Source organism: Hahella sp. HNIBRBA332 (assembly GCF_030719035.1).
In the GTDB taxonomy this organism is placed as follows: Bacteria; Pseudomonadota; Gammaproteobacteria; order Pseudomonadales; family Oleiphilaceae; genus Hahella.
Genome location: NZ_CP132203.1, coordinates 4474680 through 4495844, shown reverse-complemented (window position 1 = coordinate 4495844; position 21165 = coordinate 4474680). Strand labels below are relative to the sequence as shown.

General features: G+C 53.2%; 23 protein-coding genes. 12 read left to right on the top strand and 11 right to left on the bottom strand.

Annotated features, from left to right (window positions below; genetic code table 11):
* Positions 1-96: 96 nt before the first annotated feature.
* Entirely contained in the window at positions 97-840 is a 744-nt protein-coding gene (locus O5O45_RS19910) for a hypothetical protein (protein WP_305901100.1), read from the bottom strand.
* Positions 841-1038: 198 nt separating this feature from the next.
* Here O5O45_RS19910 and O5O45_RS19905 point away from each other — a divergent pair, with 198 nt between their 5' ends.
* Positions 1039-1596, top strand: coding sequence for a MarR family winged helix-turn-helix transcriptional regulator (locus O5O45_RS19905; RefSeq protein WP_305901099.1), 558 nt, complete (start codon positions 1039-1041; stop codon positions 1594-1596).
* Positions 1597-1662: 66 nt separating this feature from the next.
* Complete coding sequence (locus O5O45_RS19900; protein ID WP_305901098.1) at positions 1663-2799, top strand: glycerate kinase; 1137 nt, start codon at positions 1663-1665, stop codon at positions 2797-2799.
* 7 nt (positions 2800-2806) lie between these two features.
* Here O5O45_RS19900 and O5O45_RS19895 read toward each other — a convergent pair whose 3' ends face one another.
* Positions 2807-3421, bottom strand: a complete 615-nt coding sequence (locus tag O5O45_RS19895) for an FMN-dependent NADH-azoreductase (RefSeq protein WP_305901097.1) — start codon at positions 3419-3421, stop codon at positions 2807-2809.
* 136 nt (positions 3422-3557) lie between these two features.
* Between O5O45_RS19895 and O5O45_RS19890 the strand changes: the two genes are divergently transcribed.
* The gene (locus O5O45_RS19890) at positions 3558-4547 is read left to right on the top strand and encodes a LysR family transcriptional regulator (RefSeq protein WP_305901096.1); all 990 of its coding nucleotides are present in this window, start codon (positions 3558-3560) and stop codon (positions 4545-4547) included.
* On the opposite strand, the gene O5O45_RS19885 is transcribed toward O5O45_RS19890, so the two are convergent.
* Positions 4507-5364 (bottom strand): LysR substrate-binding domain-containing protein, encoded by an 858-nt coding sequence (locus O5O45_RS19885; RefSeq protein ID WP_305901095.1) that lies wholly within the window; start codon positions 5362-5364, stop codon positions 4507-4509. The two genes, O5O45_RS19890 and O5O45_RS19885, sit on opposite strands and share 41 nt — an antisense overlap.
* Positions 5365-5470: 106 nt before the next feature.
* On the opposite strand from O5O45_RS19885, the gene O5O45_RS19880 reads away from it, so the two are divergent.
* Positions 5471-5674, top strand: coding sequence for an RSP_7527 family protein (locus O5O45_RS19880; RefSeq protein WP_305901094.1), 204 nt, complete (start codon positions 5471-5473; stop codon positions 5672-5674).
* Here O5O45_RS19880 and O5O45_RS19875 read toward each other — a convergent pair.
* Entirely contained in the window at positions 5639-6130 is a 492-nt protein-coding gene (locus tag O5O45_RS19875; RefSeq protein ID WP_305901093.1) for a hypothetical protein, read from the bottom strand. The two genes, O5O45_RS19880 and O5O45_RS19875, sit on opposite strands and share 36 nt — an antisense overlap.
* Before the next feature lie 165 nt (positions 6131-6295).
* On the opposite strand from O5O45_RS19875, the gene O5O45_RS19870 reads away from it, so the two are divergent.
* Together O5O45_RS19870 and O5O45_RS19865 are read left to right on the top strand one after the other, a co-directional pair.
* The gene (locus O5O45_RS19870) at positions 6296-6589 is read left to right on the top strand and encodes a hypothetical protein (RefSeq protein WP_305901092.1); all 294 of its coding nucleotides are present in this window, start codon (positions 6296-6298) and stop codon (positions 6587-6589) included.
* 26 nt (positions 6590-6615) lie between these two features.
* Complete coding sequence (locus O5O45_RS19865) at positions 6616-7554, top strand: sialidase family protein (RefSeq protein WP_305901091.1); 939 nt, start codon at positions 6616-6618, stop codon at positions 7552-7554.
* A gap of 59 nt (positions 7555-7613) precedes the next feature.
* Here O5O45_RS19865 and O5O45_RS19860 read toward each other — a convergent pair whose 3' ends face one another.
* Together O5O45_RS19860 and O5O45_RS19855 are read right to left on the bottom strand one after the other, a co-directional pair.
* On the bottom strand, positions 7614-8624 hold the full coding sequence (locus O5O45_RS19860; protein WP_305901090.1) for a CobW family GTP-binding protein: 1011 nt from the start codon (positions 8622-8624) through the stop codon (positions 7614-7616).
* 110 nt (positions 8625-8734) lie between these two features.
* Positions 8735-9721 (bottom strand): AraC family transcriptional regulator, encoded by a 987-nt coding sequence (locus O5O45_RS19855; RefSeq protein ID WP_305901089.1) that lies wholly within the window; start codon positions 9719-9721, stop codon positions 8735-8737.
* Between the two features lie 196 nt (positions 9722-9917).
* Here O5O45_RS19855 and O5O45_RS19850 point away from each other — a divergent pair, with 196 nt between their 5' ends.
* Together O5O45_RS19850 and O5O45_RS19845 are read left to right on the top strand one after the other, a co-directional pair.
* Entirely contained in the window at positions 9918-11963 is a 2046-nt protein-coding gene (locus tag O5O45_RS19850) for a TonB-dependent receptor domain-containing protein (RefSeq protein ID WP_305901088.1), read from the top strand.
* Between the two features lie 126 nt (positions 11964-12089).
* The gene (locus O5O45_RS19845; RefSeq protein WP_305901087.1) at positions 12090-12377 is read left to right on the top strand and encodes a DUF2218 domain-containing protein; all 288 of its coding nucleotides are present in this window, start codon (positions 12090-12092) and stop codon (positions 12375-12377) included.
* A gap of 177 nt (positions 12378-12554) precedes the next feature.
* Here O5O45_RS19845 and trxA read toward each other — a convergent pair whose 3' ends face one another.
* The 3 genes from trxA to O5O45_RS19830 form a co-directional block, all read right to left on the bottom strand.
* Entirely contained in the window at positions 12555-12881 is a 327-nt protein-coding gene (gene trxA, locus O5O45_RS19840; protein WP_216736977.1) for a thioredoxin, read from the bottom strand.
* Between the two features lie 132 nt (positions 12882-13013).
* Positions 13014-14657, bottom strand: coding sequence for a methyl-accepting chemotaxis protein (locus O5O45_RS19835; RefSeq protein WP_305901086.1), 1644 nt, complete (start codon positions 14655-14657; stop codon positions 13014-13016).
* An 85-nt stretch (positions 14658-14742) separates the two neighbouring features.
* Positions 14743-15633, bottom strand: coding sequence for a DMT family transporter (locus O5O45_RS19830; protein ID WP_305901085.1), 891 nt, complete (start codon positions 15631-15633; stop codon positions 14743-14745).
* 208 nt (positions 15634-15841) lie between these two features.
* Between O5O45_RS19830 and O5O45_RS19825 the strand changes: the two genes are divergently transcribed.
* From O5O45_RS19825 to O5O45_RS19815, 3 genes are all read left to right on the top strand, one after another.
* Positions 15842-16180, top strand: a complete 339-nt coding sequence (locus tag O5O45_RS19825; RefSeq protein ID WP_305901084.1) for a GFA family protein — start codon at positions 15842-15844, stop codon at positions 16178-16180.
* A 27-nt stretch (positions 16181-16207) separates the two neighbouring features.
* On the top strand, positions 16208-16609 hold the full coding sequence (locus O5O45_RS19820; RefSeq protein ID WP_305901083.1) for a hypothetical protein: 402 nt from the start codon (positions 16208-16210) through the stop codon (positions 16607-16609).
* A 148-nt stretch (positions 16610-16757) separates the two neighbouring features.
* Complete coding sequence (locus O5O45_RS19815) at positions 16758-18635, top strand: hypothetical protein (RefSeq protein ID WP_305901082.1); 1878 nt, start codon at positions 16758-16760, stop codon at positions 18633-18635.
* A 51-nt stretch (positions 18636-18686) separates the two neighbouring features.
* Here the strand turns inward: O5O45_RS19815 and O5O45_RS19810 are convergent, their stop codons facing one another.
* The gene (locus O5O45_RS19810) at positions 18687-20030 is read right to left on the bottom strand and encodes a diguanylate cyclase (RefSeq protein WP_305901081.1); all 1344 of its coding nucleotides are present in this window, start codon (positions 20028-20030) and stop codon (positions 18687-18689) included.
* 245 nt (positions 20031-20275) lie between these two features.
* Between O5O45_RS19810 and O5O45_RS19805 the strand changes: the two genes are divergently transcribed.
* A complete protein-coding gene (locus O5O45_RS19805; RefSeq protein ID WP_305901080.1) occupies positions 20276-20914 on the top strand; it encodes a DUF3885 domain-containing protein in 639 nt (212 codons plus the stop codon).
* Positions 20915-20929: 15 nt separating this feature from the next.
* Here O5O45_RS19805 and O5O45_RS19800 read toward each other — a convergent pair whose 3' ends face one another.
* Positions 20930-21136 carry a hypothetical protein gene (locus O5O45_RS19800; RefSeq protein ID WP_305901079.1) on the bottom strand — a complete coding sequence of 69 codons (207 nt, stop codon included), beginning with the start codon at positions 21134-21136 and terminating at the stop codon, positions 20930-20932.
* Between the last annotated feature and the right edge of the window lie 29 nt (positions 21137-21165).

Genomic DNA, 21165 nt, shown 5'->3' with positions numbered 1-21165 from the left:
ACGCATAGAAGGGCTCTATCTGTCCGCCGGATTAACTTACTTTTACTCTTCACATGCCTGCACTATTTACATGTCCCCACTATTAATCTGTCTCTGTTATTGCGGAGCGTAAGTCGCCGGCAGGCTTAAATCGCCGGAGGCCACATCCCATACATTGGTCACGCACAATAACGGACTGTGCACATTGGCGTTGACGCGCAGGGCGGCGGTGACGCCGTCATACTGGAACGCTTCCGGGAACCCCATGTCTTTGAGTGGAACCCGTGCGCGAACCTGCTCTCCCTTCAGCTCAGGCTCATAACCCGGGCTATCGATAAACAACGGCAGTCCAGGCCAGGTCGCCGGCAGTTCGGGGTGAGTGTCTGGGGGAATGTCCTTCACTTTCAATGCGCCCGGGCCGCACTGTTCATCGGGCGTCAGCACCACCCAGTGGCTATGCCAGAGATCGCCGTCATTATCGAATTTGCCGTCGGCGTTTTCGTCGAACTTTGGCGTGTCGTCAAAGTCTGGGTGCGCGGTTAGTACGAAGGCGAGAATGCCTTGGTTCGATGCAAACCCCACTGCGCTGCTATTCAGCGAGGTCGGCCACACGTAGCTGAATACTTCGCTGCCCGCCAACTGCCCGATGGCGTTGGGCTTCAGCGCGCCTGCGCCATTGCGAACGCTGTGTTCAAAAACAGCGTAAGGTCCCTCGCGATAAACACGGGTTTGAATCAAGTCGAACTCAGCCTGAACCGCCTTATTAACAGCGGACTCAATGTGCGTGGCGGAAGGCGTATGGGCGCAGGCGCCAACGGAAAGCACCAAAGCGCTGCATGCGAGTAATCGGGATGTAAACATAGAAAACCTCTTTTGGTATTGAGTCGAAACAGTATGTAGTTTGCTTCTGTTTAAAGTTTCGAGTCAATACTATGTGTGTGTTTGGCCCTCTATTTGTTTTTATCAGGCTGATAGGAATTGCTTATCAGGTCGCCCGAATAGGAGCGATACGCCAACGCTGAGGTTGTGATTACAGTATTGTGTCGATAGTATTTACTGATGTCTGACAACCTTATTTTTGAATTTATTGAACGTATCGGCTACGTCATCCGCACAGAGTGGCGCAAGGCGTTGCTGGAATACGATCTGCAGCCGGTGCATCTGGATGTGCTGCGTTATTTGGCGGCCTGCAACCGCTATTCGGATACGCCGCAAGGCGTCGCGGAATATCTGGAAATTACCAAAGGCACAATATCCCAGAGCATCAAGCAGCTTGAATCCAAAGGCTTTGTGGAAAAGCAGGCGGATGCCTCGGATCGGCGCATGGTGCATCTTCATCTGACGGAAAAAGCGCAAGCGCTGCTGGATAAACTCACGCCCCCGCCTGGGTTCGACGCCGCCATGCGTAACTTTTCCGGACAAGAGGAAGCCGCCTTGCTCGGGAACCTGCGCGATATCCTGGCGCAATGGCAGATAGCGCGTAAACGGCAGCGCTTTGGCGTTTGTCACACTTGTCGATACTATCAACCCGGCGGCGCCGGCACAGGCCAATGCGGGCTGACCGGAGAGGGGCTGTCTGCGGAAGACTCGCAAAAAATCTGCCGCGAGTTCACCTGACCCTTTAGCCCTGGCATGGGAATGGCTAGGCTTAGTCGGTCACCTTTTCTTATGCGGAAACAAGTAATGAAAGTTCTGATTGCTCCAGATTCGTTCAAAGAATGCCTGTCCTCCCAGGAAGTCGGCGCCGCTATCATGGCGGGCGTATTGCGCGCTGCGCCTCATGCTCATTGCGAAGCCATCCAGATCTCCGATGGCGGCGAAGGCTTTGTTGCGGCGATTCTCGCCAACAAGGGCGGTCATGAACGCTACGTGATGGTGCGCAATCCACTGAGTGAACCGGTAGCGGCAATGTGGGGACTGTTGCAGGATGGCGCCACGGCGGTGATAGAAGTCGCCGCGGCGACAGGTCTGCATTTATTGACGCGGGGGCAGCGTAATCCTTTTCTGGCAGGCAGTTGGGGTAGTGGTGAAGTCATTCGCGATGCATTAAACGCCGGGGCCAGGCGCTTCATGATCGGACTTGGCGGCAGCGCCAGCAATGACGGCGGGGTAGGGATGCTCATGGCGTTGGGGCTGCGCGCGCTCAATGCACAAGGTGAATCGATCGCTCCCTGCGCGCAGGGATTAAGAGAGCTGACCACGCTGGACTACAGCGGACTGGACCCGCGCCTGCGCGAGTGCGACATCACCATCGCGCTGGATGTGGACAATCCTCTGTGCGGGGAGCAGGGCGCCTCGGCGGTGTTCGGTCCGCAAAAAGGCGCTGCGCCCGCTGATGTGGCTGAACTTGACGGCTTGCTGTTCCACTGGCTGAGGTTAAATGAGCAAGTATTGGGACGAGAGTTGGGTGGAATTCCTGGTGGCGGCGCTGCAGGCGGGCTGGGGATGGCGTTTGTCGGCGTGCTTGGCGCGCAAGGACGCAAGGGCATTGAATTGGTGTTGGAGCTCAGTGGATTTGACGAAAAATTAAAGGGGGCGGATCTGGTGTTTACCGGAGAAGGCTGTATGGATAGTCAAAGTCTGCGAGGCAAAGCGCCACTGGGCGTGGCGCAAAGAGCCCAAAGCGCCGGCGCGCCCACCATTGCGCTGGTTGGCGCGCTTTTAGGCGATGCGACGGCGGCGCGAGCAATGGGATTGACCGCTGTCTTTCCCATTGCGCCAGGGGCAGTCACTCTGGACCAGGCCTTGGCGGATGCCGCCGTCAACCTGCGTCGCAGCGCGGAAAATGCGACAGCCTGCTTCCTTGCTGGACGAGGCTGACGAACTCTTAAGCGGCGGCGACTTCCGTGGCCGCGGCGATTTGCTGTTGCGCATCGGCCAGAATGGACTCTGGATCAACCATGATGCGGTCTGCGTTGATAAAGGTCACATCCTTGATTCCGATGAAGCCCAGAACCTGACGCATATAGGCGGAAACAAAGTCGGCTGCGCTGTTCACTGGCGTGCCGCCGGTGACAGTCACCACATACGCCTTTTTGTTTTCCAGCAGTCCAACAGGGCCCTGCTCGGTATAGCGGAAAGTCACTTGCGCGCGGCAGATCTGGTCGATATACGCTTTCAAGGTGGCGGGGACGCTGAAGTTATACATGGGCACGGCGATAACCAGCGTGTCAGCTTCCTGTACTTCCTTGATCAGACTGTCTGACAGCGCCAGAGCCTGGTTTTGCGCTTCAGTGCGCTGATCCGCCGGGGTGTAACTGGCGCCGATCCATTCTTCCGTGACGAAAGGCAGTCCGCCGGACACATCACGGGAAACCACTTCCGCACCAGGGCTAGCCGCGACCAGCTTCTCGGTAAGCTGTTGCGCCAGCTTGCGGCTCATTGAGCTTTCCGCACGGGCGCTGCTGTCGATTTTCAGAATGCGAGTAATTGACTGGTTCATGGATATCTCCTGAAAGTTTGGCTGTCGTTTAGATGGGCTCACTATATTTGTTGAGTTAAAAGGGATAAACATGGCTGCAGGGAAAATTCTGTTGCTAAAATGAGAACAATTAAGCGAAACACATTCGGAGGAGCGCATGAGCCGTTTTGAGGAAATGCAGATTTTCGCCAAAGTGGTGGAGACTGGCAGCATCACCCGCGCGGCGCAGGTGTTGGATATCGCCAAGTCAGCGGTGAGCCGGCGTTTGGCGGAATTGGAATCCCGTCTGGGCGTGCAGTTGCTGGTGCGAACGACCCGCAAATTAACGCTGACCGAAACAGGGCGCAGTTTTTACGAGCGCTGTTTGCGACTGTTGGAGGATCTGGCGGAACTGGAAGAGTCGGTGACCAGCGAGCACAAGTCCCTGAGCGGTAAGCTGAAGATCGCGGCTCCGTTCACGTTCGGAATGATGCACTTGGGCTGTGTTTTCAATGACTTTATGCAAATGCACCCGAATCTTAACTTCGATATCAATTTTAATGATCGTCAAGTTGACATCGTGCAGGAAGGGTATGACCTGGCGATTCGTATTGGACGCCTGGTGGACTCCACTTTGATCGCTCGCCCAATCTGCAAAATCCACACGGTGATCTGCGCCAGTCCCGCCTATCTGGAGAAGTTCGGCGAACCCAAAACCCCGGAAGAATTAACGCAACATCGAGTAATTCATTACTCCAATCTGCCAAACAGTATCTGGCGCTTTTGGAACAGCAAGGGCGAATGCATTGAGGTGAGTGTTAATCCCTGGCTGCAGGCGAACGCTGGCGATTATCTGCGGCAAGCGGCGATCAATGGCTATGGGATCGTGACGCAGCCTAATTTCATTTTGTACAAGGAAATCGCCAGCGGAGCTCTGAAGCCCATACTGACGGAATACCAACTGGTGGAGTCTAACGCGTACCTGATTTACCCCCATACCCGCCACCTTTCTCATCGGGTGCGTACTTTTGTGGATTATGTTCTGGAGCGCTTCAAGGGGACGCCCTACTGGGATCTTCCTCTGAATGAGTACTGCGAAAGCGCGGGCTGCCCGTCGCCCTCCGACTTCAAGCCGCTACCGGAGGACGGGGCGCCAACCATGAAATAAAGAATTCGGCCAGTCTTGAGCTGCCGCGGGTTTGCGCCACGACAAAAATTTCCGGCAGTTCGGGGAGACCTTCTTCCGGTCCCACCACCCGGGTTCCTGGCTGCAGCGCATGCTGAGTGCGGGCGCTGACCGCCAGATTACCGCGCACCGCGGACATCAGCGCGTTGAGGTTGTTGGTGGTGTAAGCTTCCTGCCAGACAATGCCGGCGGCCTTGAGCGCTTTTTCACTGATTGAGCGGAATTGGCAGGGCGTGGTGAAGTTAGCCATGCGCAAAGGGACGCCGGGATCGAATTGAAATTTATCCGACGCCACCCAGACCATCTTCGCTTTGCTGAGCACTAACTCGTCTGCAGAAGGGTCCTGAGTCAGGCGGATAATACAGTCAAACTCTTCCTGTTCGAACGCGTTATGCAAATGCATGCTGGAGGCGGAGCGCACGTTAAGTTTTATCAGCGGATACTGCATGGCGAACTTGGACAGCTCATTGGTCAGGTCTCCGTCCACCAGAGAGCGGGAAATACCGATGGTTAATTCGCCTTCAAACTGCACGCCCTGAATGGCTTTCAAAGCTTCGTTCTGCAAGTCCAGAATCTTGCGGGCGTAAATCAGCATGGTTTCTCCTTCTGGCGTCAGCTCTTTACGCCGTCCCACCGTTCGGAACAAGGCGACGCCGAGGCGCTCCTCCAGGCGGCTGAGCTGCATGCTGACGGTGGACTGGGTTTTAAACAGGCGTTCACTGGCGCGCAGCACGCCGCCGCTGTCCACGACGGTGACGAAGGTTTGCAGTAATTCCGTGGAAATATCAGGTAGCTTCATATATCAAATATCTTGAACTATATGATCATGAAATATTGATTTTTATGAATCATAGAACGAACTAAGATGAAATAAAAGTTCAGTACAGATCCAAGAGGGTATGAGTATGAAAGCACTGACTATGGCGGAAGTGTTCCTGATGACTGAAGCCGCTCGTGAAGATCCCGCAAAGAAAGCCCGTACAGTGGACTATCAAATAGAAGAGGATGGAAGTATCGACTATCGCTATTACATCAATCGGGCTCATGAAATGCGAGCCGAGTATGCGCACTCTTTAGTGCGTAAGTTGTGGAGGAAGCTGCGTGGCTGAGCTGAGTTTCCAGTCTACGGGAACGTCTTCCATCGCCAGTCTACCGTCTTTGTCGCTGGAATAGCGGATTCTGACAGCGCCGCCTTCCACGACAAAGCGGATCGGCCACTTAACGATTTGTCCTTCCTGACCGTACTCCACTGGCGACGAAGCCAGCGCTTTTTGTAAGGGTTGCCCGCAGGCGTCAAAGGATGCAGGGGGACTGAACAGGGAAATGCTTTCTATTCTGTCCGGCCAGCCGCTTACATGAAGATATAATTCGTAGACGTTATCGCCGACTTTCTGGCTTTCCAGTAACTCGTAAATATTGCCGAACAGGCACTCCTGCGAAGCCGCGTTACCACGACTGTTAGCTTTAAAATACAAAGCGAGTCCCATCGCCGGCAATATTATCGCCAGCACAGCAATCAATTTTGAATAGTTCGAAATCCCCATGCCTTCATCATGCGCCTTCACCGACTAGCGCTCGTATGTTAGCAGAAACAATTAGGATGAGGCGTCCCCTCCGCATTAAACTGGGTTAACCTTTGGCTCAGTAATGAACCTGAGCCGTTACCCGTGCGGCTGTTCGTATAATGTCGTACTGCTGACGCATTGTTTGTAGAGGTCTGATCCGGCGTTATGGATTTACTGAGAGTATTGTTGTCGCTGACGTTATTCGTCGGCGCGGTTATCGGCGTTGTAAGCCAGTTCACCCATGGATTTAACGGCTGGATACTGGCCGCATCCGTTGGGGGATTTATCCTCGCTCACTATGTCTGGCCAAGTAAAAAGCATCGTCATACTGATAGCGGTTGGCTGGACGCGTTGGACTGGCTGGAGTTCATCATCGACATCGGTTATGAACTGGTCATCCTGCCCTTCCGCCTCATCCGCATGCTGTTTCGCGATGGGGATGTCGGCGTCGATTTGTAGGAAAGCTGCAGAGGAGATGGCCGATCATGCAGGAAGCCTTTGTTTTCGATTTTAACGATGGCAGGCAATGTCATGCTGCGACCGTTCAGGACGTGGAGGGCGGCATATTGCTGGCTTGCTTTGCCGGTCCCAGAGAAGGGGCGCAGAAAACGGGGATATGGGGAGCTGAATATCATGGCGGACGCTGGCGCAACCAGCGCCTCCTGGTTGACTCCCTGCAACCAAGCGGACGCCGCTACCCCTTATGGAATCCTGTTTTCTTCAGAGCCGGCGATGGTCTCTTGCTGTTGTACTATCAAGTGGGGCCGAGCCCCTCCCGCTGGTGGGGCGCTTATATTGAATCTGTGGATGCGGGAGCTACCTGGTCGCAACCGCGATTACTTGAGAGCGGTAGAATCGGGCCGGTGCGTGGGCGTCCGGTCGTGTTGTCTTCCGGCGTTATGCTTATCCCAACCAGCACGGAAAATGAGGGGTGGCGAATCTGCTTTGAGCGCAGTGAAGACGGGGGTAAAACCTGGAGCGCGCATGGGCCGAAGGCCTCGTCTTTGTCGGCGATTCAGCCCGTATTGCTGATTCATGGACAAGCTATTCAGAGCCTTTGCCGCACGGCGGAAGGTTTTCTGGGAGAGTGTTGGTCGTTTGATGAAGGCCTAAGCTGGACTGATTTGCGCCTGACGCATATACCTGCGCCGGATGCCGCCATTGATGTGGTGCGCGCCAACGACGGTCAGTTTCTCTTGTTTCATAACTCAGGCGCGGCAGGTCGCTCTGTGCTGACCATGTCCGCCTCGACTGACGGCGAGCAATGGCGACCTCTCCATGTGCTTGAAAACGGTGAGGGCGAATTCTCTTACCCGTGCGCCTGCATGACTCGCTGCGGCGATCTCCATATCGCTTACACATGGCGGCGCGAGACGATCAAGCATGTATTCTTCGCCGCAGAGGAGCTGCGCAGCCTGATGTGATGGGCGCGGTTTGATTTTGTCTCTATTGAGGCGGTGGGCCGCCTCCTGGTTTTGATTGATTAAGTCGTTGTATCGTTGACCAGAATCTCGTTTAGAAGTTTTTCCAGGCTTTCCACGTCCAAAGGCTGACTGTCGATCACCTCGATGCGGCTGTCCGGCGCTTCGGTGACGGTATAAACGGTGACGCCTCCATTTTCCGCGTTGATCACCGCAGCGCCTTCCGAGGTGCGAAACACGCCTTTGCAACGCTCTACATTCAGGGAGTAGACAAGGTTCAGCACTTCCTTCAAGTCGAAAAGGTATTTCGGGGAGAAGACCCAGCCGCAACTGAAATAACCGTCGCCGCGGTTTTCTTTGCGTACGATATCCTGTTGGGGCGTGAGAGCGATGTCGATAAAGGGAAGCTTGCTTTCCGGCGACGGCGGAACGCTGTAGTCGCTGGGAGCGGCGGTATGTTCCAACCAACTCGGGTCGACGCGTCCGTGATTGATCCAGCCAATAGCGTCTTCATGCAAGTCGGGTCTGGCGGTCTTTACCCATTCGTAAAACGTTCGCTTATCCTCGTCAGAACATAAGTCGGTTTTGTTGGCGACCAGGATATCGGCGACCTGAACCTGCTTTCTGAAATTCTCATTCTCGCTATAACGCGGGTCATTGACCTTTCTTGGGTCCAATAATGTCAGAGTCGCCTGAATGCGTACGATATCCCGGTAGTGTTCGCCGTTAAGCGTCGCGATGATTTCATCGGGATGTCCAAGCCCGGTCGGCTCAATGAGCAAGCGGTCGGGTTTGCGCGCCAGCAGCATGTTCAACCCGATTTGCATGGGTAGACCATTTACGCAACACATACAGCCGCCAGGGACTTCTTTCACTAACGCTCCCTTGCCGGAAAGAATGGCTCCGTCGATGCCGACTTCGCCGAACTCATTCACCAATACCGCCCAGGTCTCATTGACGGGTTTTTGGTCCAGGAGGTGAAGAATGGCGGTGGTTTTTCCGGCTCCCAGAAAGCCGGTGATAATACTGGTGGGGATTCTGTTAGGCACTGCGTTCTGTTCTTTGGTTGGCATTATGCGAGTCCCTTTGCGTCGTCGGTCCGTGGAAACGGGTGTTATGTTATAACAAGTCTTTCCCTTGGACCAGACGCAATGAACTTGCAATGGCGCCGTTCGAAGAAACCCTACAGCTCGCCGGGCGTGGCGCCGAAGGCGCGTTTAAAGGCGGTGACGAAATTGGAAGGATGGCGATAACCGGCTCTGTAAGCGGCTTCGCCAATGCTTAGCTCTTTTTTCAGCAATGCATCACGCGCAGCCTCCAGTTTCCGCTGCCGTACGTATTCGAAGACAGTGCGCCCGTAGGCGAGTTTGAAGCGACGTTGTAAAGTGCTGACGCTCATGCCCACTGCGGCGGCGGTTTCCTCCAGTGAGTCAATGGTGTCCAGATGGGCTTCAATAAATTCTCTGGCGGTGGCGATGCGGCGACTTTCCTGAGACTTCAGGATGCCTGCGGCGCCAGTGCGAGGTTTGCTGACATGTTTCGGCAGCATCAGCATGCCGTCGCTGAGTAATTCCATAGCGCGGCTTTCAATATAAAGGCTCAAGAGCAAGCGGTTAAGGGGAGGAGGGTTGAGGATCTGCTCCGCCAGCCCAATCAAGCGGGCGGAGGCCGGCCATTTGGCGAACACGATATCTTCGCTGAACAGCTCTTTCGTATCGAAAGAGGCGCCCCCCTCGTCAAGACTGCGACATTCCAGCCATTCGCGACTGACGGAGATATTCACCTTAGTGAGGTAGCGATTGGCGCGCAGCCGGCGGTGGAAGATTTGCCGTTGGGGAATGCACAAGGCGAAACACTCCGGCCCTGCGCCGCCGGCTTCAAAGCTATTGTCCCCCAGATCGAAATCCAGCTTCCCCCTAAGAATGACCGATAAGGTTAGCTTCGGCGGTAGTTCCATGCTGGTGGATAACGTCTGTAGCTCTTTGAGGTCGCTAAGGTGCACGGAAAGACCTGACGGATAACGGGTCAACGCAAAGCGTCCTTCCATGATCGCGTCTTTACGATGGGACTCCGAATATTCAACCTGTTGCCGGTATCCGGCGTCGTTTGCCAGTCTGATCAGCTCGTCCGCGTCAATGCGGGGCGCGCTCGACTGAGCCGCGTTTACCATTTGGCGATACCTCATAACGTTTCGACGATTTTGCATAAGCATTGAGCCTTAATCGCAGCTCATGTTAACGATAATATAATTGATAATAATTCTCATTAATATATTCCGGCGTCTAATGATCGCATCCGGACGGCTTTTTGTCGTCCGGGGCGTTATTGCGCGTCGATCCGGCTGGTTCTTACTTAGAGGTATTGAAATGTCCTTTCATGTTGTCCGAAGGTTAGCGCGTTCCGCCCAAGTTCCTTTCCCTCCCGCCAAGCTGCCGCTTGCATTGCGCTGTGCGTCATTGGCTGTCGCCCTGGCCCCAGTGGCTGGCGTCGCTCAGGCAGAGGAGAGCACCAATCTGGCGCCGGTAACCGTTTGGGGGACGGAGGTATCCAGCTCATCCGTATATTTGGGCGAAGAAGACATCTCCATCAAACAGGCGGACCACCTCAGCGACCTGTTACGGGACCAGCCAGGCGTGGAAGTGGGCGGCACTCACTCCGTCAACCAGCGCATCAATATTCGCGGTCTGGACGATACCGATCTGGACATTCGCATTGACGGCGCCAGTCAAAACAACTTCATGTACCACCACATGGGCAACCTGTTGATCAACGCTGATATTTTGAAAGCGGTGGATATTCAGGTGGGGGCTAACTCGATAGTGCATGGTGGCTTGGGCGGCGGTGTTAATTTTGAGACCAAGGACGCCAAAGATTTGTTGAAGCCCGGTCGCGACTTCGGCGGTAGATTGTCTTTGTCTCACTTCACCAATGACGCCAATCAGGGCTCCCTAACTGGTTATGGAAAACTGGGCGACAGCTTTGACTTCCTGGCTTATATGTTGGTGAATGACCGAAAGAATCCCGAAGACGGCGATGGTGTTGAGAACGTCGGCAATGACGGCAAAATCAAAGATCACCTGATCAAGCTGGGTTATGACATCGGTGAGTATGATCGTCTGGAGTTTGGCTATGGGGCGTACCGGGACGAAGGCGATTACACCTACCGACCGGATATGGGACCGGCGACGAATACGAACATCCCGGGTAGCTCATTGCCGTATCCAACGGAATATAACCGTGACACTTACACTCTGAATTACGACATGGATCGCGGCGATATGCTGAATATGCGCCTGAGTCTGTCTCACAATGAGCTGGACTTGAGGCGCGATGAATCCATCGTTTCCGGTGGCGTCATTGAAGGCGAGGCGATCAACTCGGGAGTGAACGCTACAGCGCAGACGTTGACCGAAGCGTTTGGTTTGGAGCACTTGTTCACCTATGGCTCCGATATCCTGCGTCAACAGGGTATCTCCTATAAAGATGGGGAGCAGCTGACTAAAGAGAAGGCGCTGAACATCGCCTTGTTCGTAGAAGATCGCGCGACTTTCGATAGCGGTCTCGCTATTACGCCTGGCGTCAGAGTTGATCGTTATAACCTCGACTCCGCGAATGCGGATAAGACCTACACGGAAGTGTCAGGCGCGCTGGCTGTAGAGATGCCTGTAACGGATGCGCTAAGTATTCGCGCCTCCACGACTCAGACGTTTAAAGGGCCTGAGTTGTCGGAGATCTTCAATAACGCAGGAGGGGTTAAGACACCTAATCCGGACATCAGACCTGAAGACGGCCATAACGAAGAGTTTGGCGTTAACTATTTCAAGCCTGGAATATGGGGAGCCAAGTCTATCGCCGCTGGAGCAACGTTGTACCGGACCAAAATCCATGACGTTATCCAAACAAAAGAAACTGAGACGATGAGTATAGATGAGAATGTGGGGACTGCGGTCATCAGCGGATACGAGGCCAGCTTTAAGTACTCGTTGACGGATTTATCATTGATGCTGACCTATGCCTCCATGGATTCGGAAGTGCGTCGTCATGATGGTTCGATTACGCCGCTGGATCGAGAAATTGGAGACACTATAGGCGTTATCGTAACTTACTATGTGCCCAGCTCTGATCTGACGTTTGACTGGAACGCTCAATTCGTCTCAGAGGAAGACAATGTAGCCGAAGGCTCGGAAAATAAAGAAGGTTATCAAGTGCATAATGTGTCCATGCAATGGCTGCCGAAAGGTCAGCTTGATGGTGTGGCGGTGACGTTCGGTATTGAAAACCTGTTTGATGAGTTGTACACCGCTCATGCTTCACGCACTGGCATCAGCAATCACCCTAGATTTGGTGAGCTGTTGTTGAATGACTATGAACCTGGACGTAACTACAAATTGACGCTGGCGTATTCGTTCTAATGCTTGCGTAACAAGGACGCTTATCAGTGATTCCGGCAACGGGGCGCTTTGCGATGAACTGCGAAAAGGTAGCCCCGGGCCGTCGGCTCTCTGCGTTGAGGGTCTTAACAGAAAAAGGAAACATCTATGCTTAAATCTGTCGCGACAGTACCCACAGACTCTGCGAGCCTGTACCTCAACAAGCTTTGCAAACACTTTCGCCATAAAGTGCCGGCGGAATGGGATGATCATGAAGGTCGGGTGCAGTTCAAGCCCGGTACTTGCGTGATGAAAGCCGATCAGGCGACGCTGGAAATGGTTTGCGAGGCGGAGAACGAGGAAGCGCTTGGCGTGGTTCAATATATTCTGGACGATCACCTGGTTCGCTTCGCGCGCAAGGAAGATATTCAGATTAACTGGCGCCGCATCGATTAAGCCGCCAACGGTCTTAGCTGTATTACGCGTTCGTCCGACGTCTTCCGGGCGGCGCGTTTTTTCGTTTGTGGCGACGTGTTTTTAGCGCAGGCGCAAGAAGTCGCCAAGATGTGATGGCGGAAAAGCGTGGCGAATAAATAAAAAAGGAGCAACAGGGCGTTGCTCCAAGAGGGGGTACTAAATCGCTTGCGCAACAAAGTTCTTCAATTGCGCCATACCGACGGCGCCGCTGTGATTGGCCACGGCCTTGCCATCCTTGAAGACAATCAGAGTCGGAATGCTGCGAATGCCCATGGCGCTGGCGATCGCCTGATTGTCATCGACATTGACTTTGACGACCTGAATATCGTCCGCCATCTCTTCCGCTAATTCGTCCAGCACCGGTGCAATCGCCCGGCATGGACCGCACCACTCAGCCCAAAAATCCACTAATACTGGTTTGTCTGAATTGATGACGGCGTCTTTAAAATCTGCATCTGAAATGTGCTTTACGAATGCGCTCATGGCTCACCTCGAATCTGAAATTGGGTAACTGAGGCAATAATGGGGATGAAACGCAAACAGGACTAATTGACCTTTTATATGGCGCTGATTAGTAAAGGTGATGAGGGCCTGAGGAGGGGGCAGGGCGCTTGTTTAAGGTTTAAAGTGCGCCGCCAGCTCTTGCAGTTTTGCGCCCAATTGATGCAGATTGCGTATAGTTTCCTCCACTTGCCGAATGCCGCTGACGTTGCCCTGGCTCGCCTCTCTTATGCTTTGTATCGCTTGGGCGATTTGATCCATACCACTGATTTGTTGCTGACTGGTGGCGGCGATCTGAATCGCCATCTGGCTGGAGGTTGTGACGTTGTCCATGAGCGCCTTGATCGCTTCGCCGCTGAATTGCGCCCGCTGTGAACCAATCTCGACCGCTTTGTGGCCCTGCTCTGCGACCAATACGGTTTTGTTCATCGCCTTCTGAATGTCCGCAAGAATGGCTCGTACTTGTTTGGTCGCGACTTTGGACTGCTCCGCCAGGGATTTGACCTCCTGCGCCACGACGGAGAATCCGCGCCCGACTTCCCCGGCTTTAACCGCTTCAATAGAGGCGTTCACGCCTAACAAGTTCGATTGCTCCGCCAAATCGTTTACAGCGGCGACTACATCGCCGATGGTCTGGGTTTGATCGCACAGTTGCGTAATGCTTTCGCCAATACCTTCCATTTGGGTGCGGATTTGTTGCATTCCCTGCAGTGTGTCATTCACCGCGGCATGCCCTTCCTTGGCGACTTTACGGGTTTGCTCGGCGCTTTCGACGACCGTCTTGGCTTTACTGCCCGCCATCAATGCCGTCTGTTTGACTTCTTCAACTGTGGCGGCGATTTCGCTAATGGCGGTGGCGGTATCCTGGCTGCTTGTCACCGCTTGATTGACGGAGCACATGATCTCTTCGTTTGCGGTTGCAAGCACGGAAATGACCTCATGTAACTCTTGGCGTAGCCGGTTGGCCTTTTCGTCAGCCAACTTGCGCTCGGAGATGTCAAAAATGCTCGCCAACACCATGGGACCCTCATCTGACGCCATAGGGTTCAAGCCAATCTCGACGGGAAACTCTGTTCCATCTCGTTTGCGTCCGTACAGCTCTCTACCTGCTCCCATGCTGCGGGTGCTGGGATAGGCGAAAAAGGCGTTGATAAAGCTGGCGTGGCGACTGCGAAAGCGCTCTGGAATGAGAATGTCGACAGGGTTGCCGACCACTTCGTTCCTGGGATAGCCAAATATTTTCTCCATTTGCGCATTCACCAATGTCACCTCGCCGTGTCGGTTGACAACCACAATGGCGTTGGGGGCGGACTCGATGACCTGGCGAAAGCGTTCCTCGGCGCGTTTGCGTTCAGTGATGTCGATGATGCTGGCCATCGCCAGGGTTTTGCCTCCAGAGGGAATCGGCGTCAGGCCGATTTCAATGGGGAATTCCGTGCCATCTTTACGCATTCCATACAAGTCGCGTCCAGAGCCCATTGCGCGACGCGCAGGGTGAGCGAAAAAGCTATTGCGCTGGGCAGGATGAGCGTTACGGAAACGGTGAGGAAGCAGCATCTCAACAGGATGGCCAATCAGTTCCTGGCGGGAATACTCAAAACCGAGTTCGGTTTGCGTGTTCACCATTTGAATAAGTCCGTCCTGGTCAATCAGTATAATGGCGTTAGGGGCGTACTCCACTACATTATGCAGTGTCTCCCGTTCAGCTTTGCCACGAAACAGGCCCGCCTTGAACTGTTCCCACAGGGTGTTCTTCATACGTAAATTCCCAGCGATTATTCCCATCCTCTAAGCAAGAATAGACAAGATTTGCGGGAGTTGTCGGCATATACGTGATATCAGGTTAGGTTTCTGCGCCGCCAACCTGAACCGGCTTTTTGGTTGGGCGCATGGATAGAAAAATACCTGACACCGTGATGATGATGGCTATCAATGCGTGCAGATCCTGATACTCATCTAAAAACGCCCAAGCCATCAGGCTGGCTGAGATGGGGGTGGTCATACCGATGATGTTGTGCAGGGTTGGGTTCAACCTCATGGAAGACAAGTTGTTCAATAAGTTGGGCAGGAAGGTGGCGATCAGGCCCAAACCGGTGATAAATATCAGATTGTGTTGAGTGACTTTCACTTCTCCTGGCTGAAGAAACAGAAATGGCAGCAAAAGCGTGACGCCAAGTATGAGGGTTAGGTTGTTAATGCTTGTGGCGTTGACGACCACGCCCTGATTAACCCTTCGCCACAACGTGAATGAAAACACCGCTCGCAACAGCGCGGCGCCTAGGCCGAAGGCGGATCCGAAGAGTATATCCGCCACGGAGTAACCTTCCGCTGCATAGTCTTTTCCGTAGAAATAGAACACCAGGCCGGCAAATGCGACAAGAAACCCGACAAGCTCATTTTGATTGAATTCTTTCTGCAGGATAAAACGCAGAAGAAAAGTAAACAGCGGCGCGAGGGCGATCAACAACGCGGCGACAGCGACGGGAGCATAATAGAAAGAGAACGTCGCCAGCACGTAATAAAGCGTCATCATCAACGCCAATGGGAATTCTTGCGTCTGATAAGTGGAAGGATCGAGGCGCCTGAAAGACCGTGATTTGAGAACTATTACGCCGAAAATGAAAGCGACCAAAAAGCGTCCCCAGATGATATGGAAAACGCTCATACCATCAATGAACTTAACGAAAATCCCTGTCGACGCCCATAAAGTAGCGCATAGAAAGCTGTATAACATCCTGTTTGCCTATCGTTATTTTCCTGCTTCTTCTCTGGTAAAAGGCTTGCTGATGGGAACAATACTGCGACGCTTTTATCTGGCTATGAGCTTGAGCTTGAGCTTGTGGGAGAAGCGATTTTCACCGAAGCTAATCGCCGAAACCGGAAGTATGCGCAGCCCGTTTTGCAGCAATTTTTATTGTTATTATTTTTCAAGGGATTAGTAAATGGAAATAACCTGCCATTGCGGCAACATCAAGCTATCAATTGAACATCCGCCGGCTGAGGTTGGAAAGTGCAATTGCTCGATTTGCCGCAGGTATGCGGCTTTATGGGGATACTATTCCCCTGAAGAAGTCGAAATTGGATATGAGAAAGAAAAATCTGTTTTTTATATATGGGGCGACAGGGAATTGGAGTTCCATCGCTGCAACCTCTGCGGATGCGTCACCCACTATGTCACGACGCCCAAATGCCCGGGGGAAATAGTGGCGATTAATATGAACATGGCGCCTTTGGATGTGCTTGCGGCTATTCCTGTGCGTGAAATTGATGGCGCCGATTGATAGATATATATGGGTACGGAAGTGAGTATGGATGTAGATAAAGATAAACAGGTCATTTTTGACGTCATCGAAAGCGAGCATAGCGAGGGACTGGAAATCGTTGGCGTTCACTATGATTTGCAGTGTTTACGGGTTGATCTGGCGTCGCCGACGCTGGATGGCCGGATCAGCATGAATTTTGAGCGGCCTGCGGGATTCAGAGTGCTTGATGAGGGAGATCTGCTGGAGTTTTGGGGAAATCTCACTTCGAAGCTGGGATGGGCGTTCAGGATTCACGCTGGCGGCTGGCTGGAGCAGGAGTCACAGCGGTCGGGATTTGTGTCGCAGCATCATGAAGGGCTGCAGGAGTACCTGATCATTGGCGAAAACGACTGCATCAGCGTTCTGTCGCACGCTTATCCGACAATCATTTTTCCCGACGTCGCCTAGCGGCGTCGTCTTCCCTGTGCTGGCGCGCGTTATCGGGAGGACGATTTTTGTTTATCAAAAGCGCTTGGGCTCGGAATATAATAGGGCGAATTAATACAACAAAAACCAACTACACCTCTTACTACATCCCTGACTTAAGGATTAACGAATGGCATTTGATTATGGCTCCATCGACCTGGGGCTGAAAAATCCTTTCAAACTCGAAGGCGCCGTGACGGCTGGCAGAGGCGCGATTCAGGTTTTCATCGCTCTTTATCTTCTTGTGACGGCGGCGAGCGTGGTCAAAGGCGACGCCGCTTCAGGCTGGATCCTGATGGGCTTTGGCGTGCTCGTTCTGAGCATGGGCGTCATCGCCTTATCTTCGGGCGTCTATGCGATGCTGCGTTATTTTGTCGGGCGCAATCACCCCACTTCGCTGGCGAAAAATCAGAGTAAATCCCAGGCCAGTACGGCGGAGGAAGAAAAGTCATACGTGGGATATGACCATCAGCAGCTGGAAGAAATGCTGATGGGGCGCAAGAACACCACCTTTGTTGAGCCGAAAGGTTTGCTGGCGCGTTTGATTCACAGTCTTGTTCCCAAACTGCTATTTATGCCATATCCGGTCAGGAATATGTCGCAGCGCCTGTTTGGCGCCTGGGTAAACACGGCGGTGGTGCTGGTCGCCTATGCTTTTGTCGCATTTGTGTCGCTTGCCGGTTTTGCGGGAGAGGCCGGGGAGCTGGCCTTTCCTGTCTATACGGCGTTATTGATGGCCTATTTATTGTTTACCTGGAGAGCGGCAGGAAAACCTCTGGACCGAAAAGCGGAGAAACAGGTTGAATCGCTGGGCGGAGGCTCTCTCGCCAAGGTGATTGCGCTCTCGTTTATTATTCCGTTGATCGTCGGTCTGGCGTTGTCATGGGCCATGTCTCAGTGGAAGATCACGCGGGCGGACGTCGAAGGCTGGCTGGCGCAACTGCCTGACTTACACGCTGGGTTTTATATCGTCGGCGCGTTGCTGATCGCCGCTGTCTGCAGTGTGATTGTATTGCTGATGTTGAAGCAGCGCCTGAGTAGCGCTGAGCCTGTCGCCGAAGTATCCGAGCTGCGGGAGAACTGGCAGGAGTCTGTGCATCCCAAGGAAATTTTCATCAATCTCGATAACCTTGTCATGGCCAATCGCCGTTATAAAGAGGTCCCGAACCGCGTATATCGCGAACTCGATCCGAAACTGGACGAGCAGGTGGATGGCAAAGGCGGCTTTAGAGGGGAAATGATTCAGGAAGTGCAGCCGAAGGTTAGAGCCCTGGAGCTGGGTGAACTCTTCAAGAAGCTGCGAGTAACGGCATTGGTGGCGGGAAATATTCTGTTTGTTGTTGCGACTGTCTACACCCTGATGCTGGCGTATGCGCTGGTGGACCTGTATGCCTTTACCGCGCAGACAGGCGTTTCTTCCCTGAAAGAAATATGGGGGACGCCTCGCTTTGAAGAGTGGGCGGGACTGTTGATGAGTTGCGCGCATCTGTTTCTGATCGGCTTTCTGCTCAAATCTTTCGCCAGACTGCTCAGCGGCGCGGCGCACTTGTTCTTTGCGGAAATCCAGTTTGAATCGCTGCTGGTTTACTTCAAGTGTGAGGGCACTTTTACCGAGTCGAAAATCTCCACAGGAACAGGTATTCACGACAGCACCCGGTCGGAAAATACTCTGGTGCGGTGCAGCATTACGCCATGGGTGATCGTCTCGCGCATAGTTTCGACCACTTTCGCCGCCACTGGTATGAGGAACCTGGAGCATCCCAGACATATTCTGGAAATGCACAGGGACGACGAGCAGTTGCAGGAGATCAAGCACGACGTGGTGGCGTTTTTGAAGGACAGAGAGTCTATCGCGGCGATCACCAGCGAGAGAGATCTGGGCAACGCGTCGCAGATACATCAGCTAAATCAGCAAACCCGGGCTATTCCCACCCAGCAGACACTGGCTCATGATGAGGCGGCCGCGGGTTATCTCAGACAGGAATCGCAACGGGACGATTCGCATTAGCCGTCAGGCGAAGCAGTGGCCGCCATCTGCGGCGGCCTTGCTGATTACTCCTCAGTGAGCCTGTGAGCAGCTCAGGCTGCAAACCTGGTTACGCCCGTTGTTCTTGGCTTTGTATAGCAGCTCATCAGCGACGGCTAACATCTGTTCAAAATGTTCGCCGTTGGTTTCATCACAGATCCCGAAACTCATGGTGACGGTCAAGCCTTCGGCGATCTGATCCCATGGATGCTGCTCAATGGTTTTGCGGATTCTCTCCATCATTTCCATCGCGGCTTTGGGGGAGGTGTTGGGAAGCGCCAGCACCATTTCCTCGCCGCCGTAACGGGCCACGATGTCGCTGTTGCGGATGCTGTTCATGAGGATTTTCGACACCTGTCTCAGCACTTCGTCGCCAATGACATGAGAGTAGCCGTCATTGATGCGTTTGAAGAAGTCGATGTCTCCCAGCACCAGACAGAAGCCGTTGCCGTAGCGCAGCGCATTGGCGTGCAGCACTTTCACCTCTTCATTGAAAAAGCGGCGGTTGTAAAGCCCGGTGAGTTCGTCGCGAATACTGAGTTCTCTCAGTTGCTCCGCCTGCTTGGCGACTTTGTTGCGAGAGTCCTCCAGGTTCTTGTAAGCCTCGTGCAACTGGTTGTTCATCAGGTTGAACGCTTTCGCCAGAACGCCGACTTCGTCTTCGGATTTGACCGGCACCTGCTGCTTGAAGTCTCCCTCCGCCATGCGATTCACCGCTGAAGTCAGATGGTTAAGCGTGCGCACGAGACGGCTTCCTTCCCAAATCCCAAACGGAATGATGAACGCGATGGCCCCCAATGCGGAGAAGAACAGCGTTTCTCTCAACGTATGTAAATAGGCGAGATCCGCTGTCGACAGGTCCGGCTCGCCGCTGGAGAGCGCATAGGCCACCAGGCGGCCTTTTACCCAAAGCGAGTCAGCGTCTGACAGTTCTTCTTCTGTGAGCTTCTGACCAATTTTATAATCCTTGCCTCCGTGCAGAATATGGCCTTCTGGATCGGTAAGAACAAATGCGAAGGGCGGATCTTCCCCCATGCTGGAAGCGGATTGTCGCCTAGGGGGAGGCAGCCCCTCGAAGTAAGGCTCTTGCCCTTGTCCCGGCTGTCTCGCCATTGGCGGGAACCGGCGTCTTTGGTGTCGTTTTCGATTATCCTCTTCCGCCATGGCGAAACGCAGAGCGTCTTTTTCCGTGCCCCAGGAATCATGCTCGCGGATATAGCGTTCAATGGCGGCTTGAAAGCGCCCGTAATGCGCGTCCTTGGCATGCTCGACGAATTCATGCTCCACCATGATGGGCGTCATAATGGCGATAATCATTACGACTAGCAGACTGGTCGAGATAAGAGCCAGAACGAGTTTTGCTTTTAATGAGGTCACGGCGCTCTCAGTCAGTGGACGTGGTGAATTATTGTAGCCTTTCTCGAATAGGTGTTCCTACTTATTATAGTTCAGCGTGATAACGCTGCTTAGGTATGGCCAAACAGTATAAGGTCAGCCTGGACCCGGCTGACTTACCATCGGCGTATAAAAATTCAAGGGCTATATGAGGTGAATTTTTTCTATGTCGCCGATGATCTGTCATGCAAGACTGGATCGGCAAAAGAGAGTAGAGGGAAAACTCAGTGAACAGCTATCTGCAAAATAACTTCAAAGGGCTTGAGCTGGCGCCGCCCTTATTTTACACGTGGCCCACCGGAATCCGGTTTGAGATTGGGGCGCCGGAAGTAGATGTTTGGAGCGATCTTAAAAACGGCGTTTTGAATGCCCATTACTTTGAAAAGGCCATACAGCGAGCGGTTTCTATCTGTGACGCGGCTTTTTCGGCATCCGATGAAGTAGACGTTGTATTCGAGATCATTGGCCATCGTCGCCGCAAAATAAAAATGAAGAGTTATGTTTTGCGCCAGATAACTGATTCGGCGCGTAAGCACGTAAGTTTTGCGTCGAGAAAGGTGGAAGACAGTAGGGGCCTATATCTGAAAACCGCCTATGTGACTGGAGTAACCTCCAGAGAAGTGAATTACGCAAACATATTTTTATCCATTGTGAACACTGACTTCCCTCAACGGAAACCGTCGCTGCGTGGGCGCTGTTACTTTGTAAACCGAACTAAAGGCCTGATTCTTCATCTGTACGATGATCGAGGCCTGGATGTCATCGCGTCAGACCGAAGCGCTCTGAAGGAAATATACGTTCGCTGTAACGATTGGATTCTGAATCATGATAAGCCGAAAATCGATGCGCTATTTCTAGGTGAGTAGTCACACACTTAAGTGCTAGTCCGCTTGCAGCAGCTGCTTGGTCAGCAGTTTTTCATCCGAAAACTCACACTGACAGGCCAGCTGGAAGAACGGGGCTTGATGGTTCAGGATGCTTATTTTTTCTGACTTGGCCCCGCCGCGCATCACGACGAATCCCCTAACCAGCGCTTTAACCTGCTTGTTGGAGCACGCATTCGGGTTATCGTCCAGCTCATCCTCCATTAAATTGATCCCTGCAAAATAACTTTTAT